The organism is Novosphingobium sp. CCH12-A3, assembly GCF_001556015.1.
GTDB lineage: Bacteria > Pseudomonadota > Alphaproteobacteria > Sphingomonadales > Sphingomonadaceae > Novosphingobium > Novosphingobium subterraneum.
Genome location: NZ_LSIA01000254.1, coordinates 46131 through 60502, shown reverse-complemented (window position 1 = coordinate 60502; position 14372 = coordinate 46131). Strand labels below are relative to the sequence as shown.

Below are 14372 nucleotides of genomic sequence, written 5' to 3'. Positions count from 1 at the left end.
AATCGTTTGCAAGTCCAAATAACAATCGATTGCATTCGATGCGCAAATCGTGTTTATCATGCAACACCGGGCGCCGAGCCCTACGAGAACTCGGGCACCATAGTCATTGACACGCCGCCTCCGTGCGGCGCATCAATCGCCCGAAGACATTGCGCAAAATCGCGCAGAGAAGCGCTTGTGCAGGACATGCATTTTCCATGGACGACGTAAAAAAGCCCGGCAAGATCAGGAATATTGCCGAGTTAGCCAAGATTGCTGGCGTTTCCGCCGGAACGGTTTCGCGCGCACTTGCCGACAAATCCTTGGTAAACAAGGAGACCCGAGAACGCATCCAGGCCCTGGCTCGGGAACACGGGTTCCGCCCCAATCAGATGGCCCGTCGGTTGCGCACGCAGCAGACCGGCGTGATCGGCGTGGTCATTCCACTTGGCCATGAACGGCGCCAGCACATCTCGGACCCCTTTTTCATGACGTTGTTCGGCTACCTCGCCGACGAGCTGACAGAGAGCGGACACGACCTTATGCTCTCTCGCGTCATTCCTGGGGACGACGAGTGGCTCGACCGTATCGTGGACTCCGGCATGCTCGATGGCGCCCTGGTCATCGGACAGTCAAACCAGTTCGACGTGATCGAACGGGTCGCAAAACACTATCGACCGTTGGTCGTTTGGGGCAGCTATCGCGAGGGTCAGGTCCAATGCACGGTGGGCGTGGACAACGCGGCTGGCGGAGCGCTCGCAACACGGCGCCTGATGGCGCGCGGAGCCAAACGTCTCGCCTTCTTCGGTGATACCAACGGACCAGAAATTGCCGAACGCCTGCGCGGTGTAGAACGGGCGATCGCCGGGCTATCCGATGTCAGTCTTGCCAATTTTCCGACCCACCTGGCAAGTGATGAGATGGCAAGCCAGATAACAGCGCATCTCGACTCCCTTGACGGCGAAGTGGACGGCATCGTGTGTGCATCCGACATCATCGCGATGACGACCATCCGAATTCTCCACGAAAGAGGAGTCACCGTCCCGGATGACGTTGCCGTCACCGGTTTCGACGACCTCCCATTAGCCGCCCGGATGGTGCCGCAGTTGACCACCGTGAAGCAGGACATCGCCGAGGGTGCCAAGGCAATGGTCGATGCGTTGCGCCGCAGGATTGCCGGAGAGGATGCTCCATCGACTGTCATGCAGCCGGAACTGGTCGCGCGCGAAAGTGCCTGATCTGGATCAGGCAATCGTCACACTGTCGCCGTCAAAGTTCAGGGAAAAGCGCGGTGCAGGTGTTCCTCCGAAATTGCTGCGCAGCAATGCAGGGCACTCTGCAGTGGTTCGCCCTTCCATGCCCCAATAATCTACGAAGCTCCACACGACGCCTTCTCCAGTAACCCACCAGCTGTATGACTGCTTGGCCTCGGCGTCGGGATTGGCGGCGACGAGGCTCGTCCCGTTGATCGGTCTCCACGGCCCTGCCAGGCTGTCGGCCACCATGCCGTATAGTGCATTCGGACCAGCTACCGCACCGGGAGCAAAGGTGTGGGACTGCGTGGACCAGAACAAGTAATAATGTCCATCGCGCACGATCACGTGGGGGCGCTCAAGTTCATTGTTCACCCCTGTCGCTTCGATCAGGGGATCTCCAAGCTTCCACTCGCCCTCCATCAGGGTCGCCATGCCGACATTTCCATTGAAGGCGTGATCGGTCCAGGCAGCACTGCCGGTAAACAAAAGATGGGCCAGCCCGGTTGCGGGATCGCGCAACCAGGCCGGATCACGAAACCCCTTGATCAGGCCGGGCGCTCCCGCATCCTGCCTGTCATAAACATACCGCACCCCGTCTGCGATCAGGATTTCGCGCGGCTCCTGCCATTGCCCCGGGCCAGCGTCACCCAACCGCCCCACACTCGAGAAGATTCGCTGTTCGAAAGTCATCGCCTGTTCGCCGCGCCGGCCGGCTGCGGTGAAGAAATGCTGCACGGTTACGCCGTCGTCCATCAGTACCGCCGATCCGGCCCATTCGCGGCTGCCGGGCGTCATGCCATCGGGAAAAGCATTCCCGTGATCGATCCACCCCCCATCCCCGATCGAAAGCAGCCTGATCCGGGCATGACCATGACGTTCAACCGGGTCGGCAAAAACCGGCGCAGAGAGAAAGAACCACCAGCTACGGCCCAAATGTTGCACTGTCCTGCCATCTTCGTGAGCAAGTGGCCAGCAGTCCCATAGATCGATGTGGTCAAACAAGCGCACCACATCGTCCCTGCCGATAAGCGGGATGCGGGGTGCATCCCCAAAGCATGTTGGTTCCCAACGGCTCGCACCAAACGGAGCTACCTTCTGGATCAGCGCTGAAATTTGAGACATCGTGAGCTTTCTCGAAGTGCGGTCAGGCGCATTTGCGCATGTGAAAAATGGAAACTGTCTCGGCCTTGGATGGCGGCAACGGCAGCCCGGAGTGGGCAAGCCAGCTTGCAGAGAACTTTTGCGGCTCGGCGATCATCGCTTCGAACAATGGGGCGCTTTGCATGGCATGGCCGCCCTCACCCCCGGCAATCCTCATCAACTGCACATCCCACCAGCCTCCTCCGGCTGCAAAAGGCAGCGGAAGTGGTTGCGGCCGCCGATCTGCCGGAGGTTCTGCACGGATCACGAAAAGCAGGAGTTCGTCCTCTTTGCCCTGCGCCTGCCAGAGTATCCCGTCAGCGCCCTCACCCAACCAGACACGGCCTTGGTGGAGCAAGTCACGCCATTGCTTGTAAAAGGAAATCCAGCCCCCAAGTTCTGCGCGCTCGCCCTCCGACAGCGTGCGCGGATCCATTTCCACGCCGAGATGACCAGTCAGCGCCATCGCCGCGCGAAAAGCGAGAGGATGGCGACGACCAGTCGCATGTGCAGGGCTCGCAGCAATGTGCGACCCCATCACTTCTGGCGGCAAAAACGAGAGAAATCCGCGCTGTATACTGATCCGGCTGACTGCGTCGATATTGTCACTGGTCCAGTAGCGATGACAAAATTCAGCCATTCCGGCATCGTTACGGCCACCGCCACCGGCACAGGACTCTACCTCAACTCCAGGATGCGCGGCACGAACTCTCGCAAGCAGAGCATAGACTCCACGCAACTGCGCGGCACCGCCGGCTGGCGCAAGATCGCGGTTGTGATCCCACTTGAGGTATGTGATCGGCAGCTCGGTCAGAAGAGCGTCGAGACAGTCGAAGAGATAGTCACGGACATCCGTTCGAGCCATATCCAGGACGAGCTGGTTGCGAGCTGTCGGCTGCGGCCGGCCCGGCAGGGACAGTGCCCAATCGGGATGAGCACGATAAAGGTCGCTATCCGGGTTGATCATTTCCGGCTCGACCCACAGACCGAACTCCATGCCCAAGGCGTTCACCCTGTCCGCTAGGGGTTTCAAGCCGTTCGGGTACTTTCGCGGATCGGCCGTCCAGTCGCCCAGTCCGGAAGTGTCATCATCCCGATTGGGGAACCAGCCATCGTCCAGAATGAAGCGTTCTACACCAACCGATGCCGCTGCCTCGGCCAAGGCAACGATGCGTGCTTCGTCATGGTCAAAGTAGCAGGCCTCCCATGAGTTGAGATGCACGGGACGGGGGCGCATAGTGCGGCCAGGCCACCGCAGCCGGGCACGCACCGCGTCGTGGAACGCAGATGCCGCACCGTTCCGCCCCTCGGTTGACACCGTGAAAATCGCGTCTGGTGCTGTCCAGCTATCTCCAGGGGATAAAGTGACCTCGCCCGGCTGCAGAAGAGCGCCTGCGCTCATGATCCAGCAGCCTTCATCGTCGCGCTCTATTGCAACGCGATTGTCGGCCGACCACGCCAACTGCAATGCGCGAACGGTGCCTTGGTGCAAAGTCGCACCATGATCGAGCACGAAGACACCACCCGGTCCACCGTGCCCGGAAATGCCCCGCCGCACCTCGCGCACCCACGACTGCTGAGGCATGGCCTCGCAACATTCCACCAGCTCAGCGTTATGACGGCCACGCCATGACACGATCTGACCTGAAGTTGACGGGAGCGGCAGCATGGCGCTGGCGAGCCAGTCCACCGAGAAAGCCCGATCACCTACGTTGCGGACAACGCTGCGGCATACGTACGCCCGACCCGAGACCTCGAAAGTCTGTTCAACTTCAACGCGGGAAGCCTCGTCGCGACAGCGGATAATCACGCATCCAGCACCGTCGCAAACGTCCGCCGCCGAAAAGTCGATATCCAGGCATTTTCCGCCCCTGCTGACCTTCAGAAATGCAGGGCCGAACCAGCCAAGGCCGGACACCGGAACCGAGCAGAACGGCACGTCGTGGTCGAGTGAATACGAGGCGGGACCGCGCAAGTCGGACAATGGCGGCAGGCCTTGCGTCTCGACCGTCGGACCGAAATGTCGCCAGACCGGCGCCCTGCCTGCTGCCGTGTCCCAGACCAGAGACGCAGTCCCCGTATGCAAGGCAAAAGTGCGAGACATCACGCAACCACTGCCTGCTGCGACATGGCTCCGACCCGCCCTTCACGGACCCACAGAACCGAAACACCTGCAAGTGCAAGCGAGACACCACAGAACATCAACATGTTGCGCGGATCGCCACCCAGCGCGAGCTTGTAGGCATCGAATCCGATCGAGAGGAAGCCAAGATCGAGCCTGCTCATCACCACAGCAAACAGCAGCATGGGGATTACGATCATCATGTTGAAAATGCCCATGTAGACGCCCGTGCGCTGCGGCGGGATTGAGTTTGTCAGAATGGCGTAGGGGTTACCCATGATGCTGCCCCACGCCAGGCCTATGCCGATGGCCGGAACGAACAGGAACGCCTTGTCTGTCACGTTCGGCAGAAGAAACATGCCGACGCCACCGGCAAACAGGCAAAGTGCATGGAGTGGCCCCGGTCCGATGCGCTTCACGAGAGGAACCATGGCGAAGGCGGTCACAAAGGAAATGGCATTGTAGAATGCGGCGACTTCGCCGTTGGTCAGTACCGCCGTGTGGAAGGCACTGCTGTGAACATCGGCGGTCCCATAGACTGTCCGACTGATCGAATAGACGGCATACGTCCAGTAGCCGGACATGCCGGCCCACTGAAACAGGCTCATAAGGCCCAGTTTGCGCATGGCGACAGGCATGTCGGCGATCGCTGCCCCAATCTCGCTAAAGGTCGCCCAAACACCCCTCGGCTGGGCTTTGATGTGGGCGATCTCGTCTGCCGTAAGCGGGAGTTCGGGAACGCGAAGCACCGACCACAAGATCGTGGTCAGCGAAAGTACCGCACCGATCATGAACACGATGCGAACGGTGTAGGGAATTCCATGGCTGTCTACCCAGTCCTGGTTCATGCCGAAGCCGACAAGCAGTGAGGGCGTGAGGAACGCAAGCATCTGCGCGAGACCAGTAAAGGCGCTTTGCGAGAGGAAGCCCGCCTGGCGCTGATCGGGATTAAGCCGATCAGAGACATAGGCGCGGTAGGGCTCCATCGTGATATTGTTGCCGGCATCGAGGATCCACAGCAGCGACATCGCCATGAGGATTGAACTCGACAGCGGCATGAAGAACAGGCCGAGGCAGCACAGTACTGCACCGATCAGGAAATAGGGTGTGCGACGCCCCCACCGGCTGGCAGTCCGATCGCTCAAGGCTCCGATGATTGGCTGCACAAGCAGGCCGGTGATCGGCCCGGCCAGCTGGAGCATGGGCAACTGGGATTCATCAGCACCGAGATAACTGTAGATCGGCCCCATGTTGCCCTGTTGCAGGCCGAAACTGAACTGCAGGCCGAGGAATCCAAGATTCATTTCGAGAATGCGCGCCAAGGACAGTTTGGGTCTGGCGATGTTACTGGTTCCCACGTCCGGCTCTCCCATCGACCTATTTCGGCCCTCTCGCCGCTTCTTGCCACAGCATGTCGAGCCTTACAACAATCGATTGCAGAAATACCTGACCCCACACTCGAGGCTGTGATCGGAAGCTTTGATGGAATGCAATAAGTTACCAGAAAACAGACCTTTGCGAAATATATGCAAACTCAAGCCAGGTCTTGGTGAAGGGTTTCGATCCGCAGGACGTTAGACATCGGCAAACGATGATATCAGCGGGACAAAGGGACAGACATCCAATGCAGCATGGCGACATCACCGAAGACACCTCGCACGACCATCAGTCCGAGGGTCTTGCTGCCGATCTAGCCCAGATCGAACGCCTGCGAGTGGGACGGCGTCGCGCCCTTGCCCTCTTCGGCTCGGCCGGCGGCAGCGCATTGCTGTTTGGCTGCGGCGGCAGCGATGGGGCAGCATCAAGCACAACGACAGTAACAACCAGCACCGCAACGGCAACGGCGACAGCTTCGGCGACTGCAACTGCGACAGCTACTGCGACTGCTGGCACCTGCACCGTCCCCGCGACCGAGACCAACGGTCCCTACCCGGCAGACGGTACGAACACCACCTCTGGCCTTACCTCGAACGCTCTTACAGCCAGCGGAATCGTCCGAAGCGACATCAGGTCCAGCTTCCTCGGCAGTTCGACAGCCACCGCCGTCGGCGTTCAACTGACGCTTACGCTGACCGTGGTCGACGTGAACAACGGTTGTGCCCCACTTGCCGGTTACGCCGTATATATCTGGCACTGCACGGCAGATGGGTATTATTCGCTCTATACCCTGCCGAATGAAAGCTACCTGCGGGGCGTGCAGGTAACCGATACCAACGGGCAGGTTACATTCACCACGATCTTCCCGGGGTGCTATTCCGGCCGCTACCCGCACATCCACTTCGAGGTGTTCTCAAGCCTCGCCAACGCGACCAACGCGAATTACGCCCGACTGATTTCGCAGCTCGCACTGCCTGCGGCAGCCTGCAACGAAGTCTATGCACTTTCGGCGTATCCAAGCAGCAAGACGAACTTTGCAAACGTTACGCTTTCCAGCGACAACGTCTTCGGCAACAACACCGACGCGCAGCTCGCAGTAATGACACCCACGGTGACCGGCTCGACAACTACGGGGTACACGGGCACGACGACCATCGGCATCGCAACCTGACGGTCCTGCGATACCGAGCCTAGCCTTCAGCTCGGCCCTGAAAAGGCTCAGCCTCGGCAAGTCTCACACATCATTGCCCGGGATCTATCAGCACCTTGCACTGATGTGTGCGCTTGCGCAGGCTCTCGAACACGTCGGGCGTTGCATCGAGCGTAATGGTGTCGGTCACCAGCAGACGTGGTTCGACGGCGCCACGGTCAAGCGCGTCAAGCGCAACCTCGTACTCCTGCCGGGTGAAGAAGGCAGAGGTCACCAGCTTCACCTGCTTTGACAGCATGGCGAAGCTGTTGATGCTGTCAGGACGGGTGCAGAGGCCTAGCAGTGTGATCGTGCCATCGTTGCGCACCTGATCCACAGCCTGGGCGATAAGACCCGGAACCCCGACGCATTCGAACACGACATCGGCCTTGCCGCCGAGCGCGCGGTCGGCGCTGCCAACGGGATCGGCGGGCTCTACCACGAAATCATGGGCACCCATCAGCAGCGCACGATCGCGCTGCCAGTCGGCAAGGTCCTGCACGACTACGCGCCCCGCCCCGAACCTCCGCGCCCAGAAAGCCACAGCAAGACCAATGGGCCCCGCCCCCAGGACCAGCACCTTGTCACCGATCTTCATTCGGCTGAGCACGACGCCGTGGAGTGCAACGGCCAGCGGTTCGACGATCGCGCCATCGGCGAGGCTGGCGCTGGATGGCAGGCGCACGCACTGGTTCGGACGGGTCAGGGCGTATTCGGCGTACCCCCCGCCCTGCAAGCCGAAGCGCTCGCACCACTGGACTTCGCCAGTCTGGCAGGCATGGCAGTGGCCGCAGCTTTGCAGCGGTATTACCGAGACCAGATCGCCGTTGCGCAAACCTTCGACGCCCTTGCCGAGAGCGACGACCTCGCCAGCGAATTCATGGCCGAGCACCGAACCGGCACCCTGCCCATAGGCCGGGTCCTCGGTCATGTGCAGATCCGAACCGCAGATGCCGCAGCGGCCGACCTTTACCACGACATCGCCCTCCCCCGGCGTCGGGTCGGCGATGGTCTCGACGGCCAAGGGCTTGTGCAGCCCCTGCATCACGGCGGCGCGCATAACGGGGTCCTTACTTGTACTTGCCGAGCATCATGCCACCGTCGATCACCACGTGGCTGCCGGTCATGTAGTCCGAAGCATCCGAGGCGAGCAGCAGCGCAAGCGGCTTGAGTTGGTCTGTCTCTGCAACCGAACCGAGCGGGACGATGGCGTCCCATGCGGCCCGAGCGACCGGGTCTTTCTTGAGCCAACCGCCGCCGATGTTGGTGACGAACGGGCCCGGAGCAATGGCATTGATGCGGATCTTGAACTCGGCGAGTTCGAGGCCGAGCGCGCGCACCATGTGAAGAACGCCAGCCTTGGCGGGCATGTAGGGCAAGCCGACAATCGGTTCGGTGACGAGCCCGGCGTTGGACGCGGTGGTGATGATCGAGCCCCCGCTACGACCGCTGGCACGCCCCCCCTTCTTCATGATCCGCACGGCGTTGCTCACGGTATAGAACACGCCGTTGAGGTTGACCTGGATCGAACGGTCCCAGCGGTTGTGATCGTAAGTATCGACCTGGCCATCATCGTTGCGGTGGCCTGCCGGGTTCCAGAAGCCGGCGCCGGTGTCGATGCCGGCGTTGGCGAAACAGATGTCGAGCCCACCATAAGCGCTATCGTGCGCGTCGAAGGCGGCGACGACGTTCTCCCAGTTGGAAACGTCCAGTTGATCGGAGCGGACTTCATACCCCTCGCTCCGCAACCTTGCCGCTTCCCGGGCAGCGCCATCGGCATCGATGTCGGTCAGCGTCACTGCAGCGCCCGCCTCCGCCATGGCCTCGGCATAGGCGAGGCCGATCCCCGATGCGCCGCCGGTTACAAGCGCCGAGCGCCCCTTGATGTCGAACTTGTCGAGCGTTCCCATTTGCATCCTCTTGTTCTTAGTTTCGTTCAGGCAGCGGCACTGGCCTCGCGCTCGCGGTCGATCAGGCGCTGCAGCATACGGCGGGCACGCACGCCGCCGCCGTCTCCACCGAGAATGAGCGGGCGCAGATCCCAGAAGTCTGCCCCGCGCATCAGGCGGTGGCTGTCACGGATGATCGGCATGTCCTCCTGCTCGAACGCGAATTCGAGCGCGCCGCGCATGGCCGCCGTGAACTCGGCATCGCCCAGCTTGTAGTCGCGGGCCGTTGCCCAGAAATAGTGAGTGGTGTCGGGGGTTTCTGGCGTGAAGGCATGCAGCGAGGGCAGCAGCGTGCACTCCTCACGCGGGGTACCAGGATCGCCGGCGCGGAAGTCGAAGTAGAGCACTGCGGGTGCGTGCCATTGCACGAGGCCGTAGAAGTCCTGCCGGCGCCCCTCGGTCCCCATGACCGCGGCAATGCCGACCGAGAGGCGATCGTTCAGGCGGATGTATTCGGCGAAGACGCTGCTGCCATCCTGCCAGAATTTGCGCTCCCCCTCCGTGAAAGCACTGGCGACCAGCGCGGGGTGGACGAAATTGGCGTGGCTGAGATCGAGGATGTTGTCGCTGTAGAGCTCGTAATGCCCTTCGGCGACGGTTACGCCGCGGACGGCTTCCCACTTCGGGTCCGAGAGCCAGGAGAAGTCCGGGATCAGTGAGGCGTCGGCCTTGGCCGCGTCGCCCATCCAGATCCAGAGCAGGGCATGGCGTTCGACAAGGGGGTAGACCTGAAGGTTCGCATCGGGCAGCTGGCCGCCCGGGTGCGGGTTGTGGACGCACACACCGGCGCCGCTGAAGCGCAGACCGTGATACGGGCACATCAGCGCGCCATCCACCACCGTACCATGACCGAGCGGCGCGAAGCGATGGGGGCAGCGGCCGGTAATGGCCTGCGCCACGCCTGCTGCGTCGCGGAACAGGGCTACCGGCTCTTCAAGGAACGTGCGCTGCTGCGACTGTGTACCGAGATCGCTCGCCCAGCCTGCCACGTACCAGGTGTTGCGCAGGTATGTCCCCCGTGGCTCCTGCCCGAGCCGTGGAACCGGTGCCCTCTCCTCGCTCACGATCGCAGCGTCAGAGATAGAGGGCGGGGTTGATCGCGATGTTGTGCTCGCGGCAGTAGCTTTCGTAGTGGTTCATGAACCACCACACATCGAGCGTTTCGACGTGATTGCCCTGCTCGTCGAAGAACTCGTTCGCACCCTGCATGTGGAACAGCGCCTTCATACCGTTCGGGTCGTCAGTGACGAGGGTGTGTGCGGTTCCGGGCGTTTCGGTAATAAAATCGCCGGGGTGGCAAACCCAGTCATATTCGAGATAGCGGAACGTGCCTTCGAGGCCGATCGCCCAGACCTTGCCGCGGTGCTTGTGCGTGCCGATGACGCCCGGTCCCTTGATCCACAGCACGTTGACGTAGACGTTCTCGCGGACGTCGAATGCAAGGTGACGGATGGCGGCGTTGTCACCGAAGGGAACCCACGGGCTCTCGACTTCCGACGAGCCGACATAGGTGCCTTCAACACCCTTGGCGCGGATCAGATCACCGTAGAGTTCGGGAACGTTGACGATCTTGTAGGCACCCGATGGGGGTGCGGTCATGGTACCCATGGCAGCCTCAGAGATAGAGCTTGGGGTTGATGGCGATGCCGTTCTCGCGGCAGTACGTCTCGTAGTGGTTGATGAACCACCAGACGTCGGTGGTGTCGACCAGAACGGCGTTCTCGTCGTAGAATTCGATAGGGCCCTGCATCCAGCCGAACAGCTTGCAGCCTTCCGGGTGGTCGGTGACGAGCGTATGGCTCTCGCCGGGCGTCTCAAGGATCAGGCCACCAGGTGTGGCAACCCAATCGTACTCGAGATAGCGGACGCTGCCTTCGAGGCAGACCATGGTGATGGTGCCGCGATGGAAGTGCGTGCCGATGACGCCCGGCCCCTTCACCCACAGGATGTTCGAGAACAGGTTCTGGCGCACGTCAAACGCGAGGTGCTTGATCGCGGCGTTTTCACCGAACGGCACCCATGGACTGTCGACGTCGGTCTGCGCGTCAATGTAGCGACCGCCGGGGCTGAGGCGTTTGACCAGGTCCTTGTGCGCGAAAGGAACGTCGACGATCTCGGCCTTGTGCGAGGGCGGCGCGGTCATCACGGTGGCGGTGCTCATTGTGCAGCTCCTCTCAACGGATCAGCGTGTCGACATAGTCGGCGCCGATTCCGACGGCGTCATAGTGTTCGCGCGCTGCCTTCATGTAGTCGAACACGTCGTAGTGGCCGACAGTGTTGCCCTCTTCATCGAGCCACATGAGCGGGCCGGAGACGACGAAGAAGACCTTCATCGGGTCCTCATGCTCGTAGCAGACCAGCGTATGGCTCTCGCCCGGGGTTTCGTAAACGAAGTCACCGGCAGTGGCGGTCCAGCTGTGCTCGAGGTAGGCCCACTTGCCGCTGATCGTGTAGGCCCAGATCGGATGCGGGTGATAGTGGCGGTTCACCAGACCCGCCTGCTTGCTCATCAGGACGTCCGCCCACATGTTCTTTGCCGGGCTGATCCAGACGGGCTTCGAAAATACCGTTTCGGAGATTGGCACCCAGTAGCGCTCGTCGCCCTCGGCGATCTTGGGCATGTAGACTTCGGGCAGACCGCCTTCACGGAAGACCTTGTCGACCGGCTTGATGTCCTTCCAGAACTCTGTGTGCGCCGCTTCAGGCATTGTCTCTCTCCGTATTGATGGACGCGGGCGAAGCCGAAGGGGATACGACCCCGCCCGCGCACTCGTTCAGTTTATCAGAACTCCACGCCGAGACGCGCGAACCACTCACGCGGGCGGCTGTAGGTGCCGTAGAACTGACCACCGGCAATCTGGGCCTGGCCGGTGACCAGATAACGCTCGTCGGTGATGTTGGTCATGCCCACAGTCAGGTCCCAGTGGTTGCCCGACTTGTAGGTGATGTTGCCGTTGATGATGTCAGTCGGCCCACGCTGGAGCAGGTAGGCGCGCTCGGTATCATTCCAAAGCGACGTGGTGTGTGTCCAGTCAGCCAGCACGACAAGCTTGGAATCCCCGCCCATCGAAAGTTCGTAGCGCGGGCTGACGTTGAACTTCCACTTCGGCGTCTTGGGCAGATCGGCACCCGGGAACACGCCAGCCTGGAACGGATTTGCAGCAACCTGCGCTCCTGCAAGAACCGCAGTATAGTACGAGTCCGTGTAACCGACCGAGGCATTGATCAGGAAGCCATCCGTCGGAGCTGCGACGACCTCGACTTCAAAGCCCTTGATGCGCGCATCGCCGGCGTTCTGAATGGTCGGCGAAACGCCCTGCTGGAAGTTCAGCTGGATGCCCTTGTAGTCGGTGAGGAACGCAGCTGCGTTGATCTGCAGGCGACGATCCAGAAGCATCGACTTCACGCCCACTTCCCAAGTCGTTGCCTTCTCCTCGTTGAAGTCAGGCGCGGTTGGCAGCGGGTTGGAGAGGCGTGTCGTCCAGCCACCGGTCTTGTAGCCCTTCGACCAGCTGGCGTAGAGCATGGCGTCTTCGGTCGGGTGATACTGAAGGCCGATCTTGGGCGAGAAATCGCTGAACGACTTACGCTGCGTTCCGGCGACGTAGTAGCGCAGTGGCTGACCTTGATTGGGGAAACCGGCAGCGATACGGCATGCATCGGAGATCGGATTGATCGAGGCGCACTGCGGCACGCCGATCTGATTCAGGATCTTGTAGGTCAGGCCGTTGGCATCCGATTGGAAGCCCTCGAAGGTCTTGTTTTCCTTGGTGTAGCGACCGCCGATGGTGATGCCGAACTGTTCGGTGGGACGGTAGTCGATCTGGCCGAAGAAGGCATAATTCTTGGTCGAAAGATCGTTCGGACCGTCAACCTGCAGCAGACCTTCGGCGAACGTCACGTAGTCGTGAAGGTCGCCCGCTTCCTTGAAGAAGTATGCGCCCAGAACGTAATTCAGCTTCTTGTCCATCGCCGAACCATTGAGCTGCAGTTCCTGGCTGAACTGCCACTGGTTCATGGTGAAGCTGGTGTGCAGGAAGTTCAGCGGCGAACCGTCGAGGTCCATGCCGGCGTTCCAGTGCAGTTCGCGATAGGCCGTGATCGACTTGACCATCATCGTGTCCGAAAGATCGAACTCGATGGTGCCCGAACCGCCGTAGGTCTTCAGCTTCGAGTAGTTGTTGCCGTTCGCATACGACACGTCGATGTCCTTGGACACGAAACGGTCGTCGTAAGGCAGGCGATTGTTGGCCGGATTGGCATCGGCGTTGACGCCGAAGACGGTCGGATTGTCAAAAATGCTGTTCAGGCCGCCGATGCCACCAATGTACGCAAACGAGGGCGGACCACCACCGCAATCGCCAACGACAACGCCCTGAATGGCGCAGTTGTAGGTGCCTGCGAACACGGCCGGGGTCGTCTTGATCAGCGTATTGGCGAGCTGGGACTGGTCGATGTTGCTGTAGTCACCCGAAACGGTGACCCGCAGGTTCGACTTGTTGTCGTAGCGCAGCTTGCCGCGCAGGTTCCAGCTGTTGTCGCCGCCTTCGCTGCCGTAGCCGATATTGTTGTAGCCAGCGGCCTTATAGTTGGTGATCGGCGTAGATGCGAAGTTGTTCGCGCCGGGGAACGCAACGCGCTTGACGTAACCGTCGCGGTTCTTGGTTGCAAAGCTGACCGACGCTGCAAGACCGTCAGTCAGCGGCAGGTCCGCTGTGCCACGGGTCTGTACGAGGCCGAAACGGCCAGTCGTGATATCACCCTTGAAACGGAACTCGTCGCCCGGATCGTGCGTGACGATAGAGATTGCGCCGCCGATGGTGTTACGACCGAACAGCGTGCCCTGCGGGCCCTTGAGCACTTCGATGCGCTCCACGTCGGGAAGATCCTGGTTCGCACCGACCGAACGGGCGAGATAGACGCCGTCGAGATAGACACCTACGCCCGGATCGATGTTGAACGCGAAGTCGTTCGCGCCGATGCCACGGATATAGGCCGAGAGAACCGCCGACGAACCCGAGAACGGCGTACCGGCGTCCAGCGTGACGTTGGGCGAAATGTTCGAAAGACCCGCAACGCTGCCGACGGCACGTTCCTGCAGAGCATCTGCGCTGAATGCGGAAATCGCGATCGGCACGTCCTGGACGTTCTCCGCGCGCTTCTGTGCAGTCACGACAATCTGGGCGATGCCGCCGCCGCTGTCTTCGGCCTGAGCCTGATCCTGTGCAAACGCTGGCGCCGCAAGGACCGTCGCCATGGCTGCAATGGAAACCGATGCTATTCTCATGGTTTTCCTCTCCCTGTTTATGTCCGAAAGGGGCCGCTGCCCCGGAATTTCGCCAGCTTGATAGGCACTGGCG

The 14372-nt window shown here is 61.1% G+C and carries 12 protein-coding genes; 2 read left to right on the top strand and 10 right to left on the bottom strand.

Annotation, left to right across the window (positions count from 1 at the left end):
* Positions 1 to 197: 197 nt before the first annotated feature.
* On the top strand, positions 198 to 1217 hold the full coding sequence (locus tag AX703_RS20605) for a LacI family DNA-binding transcriptional regulator (RefSeq protein ID WP_062346796.1): 1020 nt from the start codon (positions 198 to 200) through the stop codon (positions 1215 to 1217).
* A gap of 6 nt (positions 1218 to 1223) precedes the next feature.
* Here the strand turns inward: AX703_RS20605 and AX703_RS20600 are convergent, their stop codons facing one another.
* Genes AX703_RS20600 through AX703_RS20590 form a run of 3 tightly spaced genes read right to left on the bottom strand, consistent with a single transcriptional unit; the run spans position 1224 to position 5801 of the window.
* The gene (locus AX703_RS20600; protein ID WP_062346794.1) at positions 1224 to 2357 is read right to left on the bottom strand and encodes a glycoside hydrolase family 68 protein; all 1134 of its coding nucleotides are present in this window, start codon (positions 2355 to 2357) and stop codon (positions 1224 to 1226) included.
* Positions 2358 to 2379: 22 nt separating this feature from the next.
* Positions 2380 to 4479: an alpha-galactosidase gene (locus AX703_RS20595; RefSeq protein WP_062346792.1), complete on the bottom strand. Its 2100-nt coding sequence runs from the start codon at positions 4477 to 4479 to the stop codon at positions 2380 to 2382.
* Positions 4479 to 5801 carry an MFS transporter gene (locus AX703_RS20590; RefSeq protein WP_062346790.1) on the bottom strand — a complete coding sequence of 441 codons (1323 nt, stop codon included), beginning with the start codon at positions 5799 to 5801 and terminating at the stop codon, positions 4479 to 4481. The genes AX703_RS20595 and AX703_RS20590 overlap by 1 nt, the downstream gene beginning before the upstream one ends.
* Positions 5802 to 6121: 320 nt before the next feature.
* Between AX703_RS20590 and AX703_RS20585 the strand changes: the two genes are divergently transcribed.
* Complete coding sequence (locus AX703_RS20585) at positions 6122 to 7045, top strand: intradiol ring-cleavage dioxygenase (RefSeq protein WP_062346788.1); 924 nt, start codon at positions 6122 to 6124, stop codon at positions 7043 to 7045.
* A gap of 70 nt (positions 7046 to 7115) precedes the next feature.
* Here AX703_RS20585 and AX703_RS20580 read toward each other — a convergent pair whose 3' ends face one another.
* The 7 genes from AX703_RS20580 to AX703_RS20550 form a co-directional block, all read right to left on the bottom strand.
* On the bottom strand, positions 7116 to 8123 hold the full coding sequence (locus AX703_RS20580; protein WP_062346786.1) for a zinc-binding dehydrogenase: 1008 nt from the start codon (positions 8121 to 8123) through the stop codon (positions 7116 to 7118).
* A 10-nt stretch (positions 8124 to 8133) separates the two neighbouring features.
* The gene (locus AX703_RS20575; protein WP_039332135.1) at positions 8134 to 8973 is read right to left on the bottom strand and encodes an SDR family NAD(P)-dependent oxidoreductase; all 840 of its coding nucleotides are present in this window, start codon (positions 8971 to 8973) and stop codon (positions 8134 to 8136) included.
* A gap of 26 nt (positions 8974 to 8999) precedes the next feature.
* Positions 9000 to 10076, bottom strand: a complete 1077-nt coding sequence (locus AX703_RS20570; RefSeq protein ID WP_062346784.1) for an aromatic ring-hydroxylating dioxygenase subunit alpha — start codon at positions 10074 to 10076, stop codon at positions 9000 to 9002.
* 10 nt (positions 10077 to 10086) lie between these two features.
* Positions 10087 to 10620 (bottom strand): 2,4'-dihydroxyacetophenone dioxygenase family protein, encoded by a 534-nt coding sequence (locus tag AX703_RS20565; RefSeq protein ID WP_062346783.1) that lies wholly within the window; start codon positions 10618 to 10620, stop codon positions 10087 to 10089.
* Between the two features lie 7 nt (positions 10621 to 10627).
* A complete protein-coding gene (locus AX703_RS20560) occupies positions 10628 to 11173 on the bottom strand; it encodes a 2,4'-dihydroxyacetophenone dioxygenase family protein (protein WP_062346780.1) in 546 nt (181 codons plus the stop codon).
* Between the two features lie 13 nt (positions 11174 to 11186).
* Positions 11187 to 11720, bottom strand: coding sequence for a 2,4'-dihydroxyacetophenone dioxygenase family protein (locus AX703_RS20555; RefSeq protein ID WP_039332130.1), 534 nt, complete (start codon positions 11718 to 11720; stop codon positions 11187 to 11189).
* A gap of 74 nt (positions 11721 to 11794) precedes the next feature.
* Positions 11795 to 14299, bottom strand: a complete 2505-nt coding sequence (locus AX703_RS20550; RefSeq protein ID WP_062346778.1) for a TonB-dependent receptor — start codon at positions 14297 to 14299, stop codon at positions 11795 to 11797.
* Positions 14300 to 14372 lie beyond the last annotated feature (73 nt).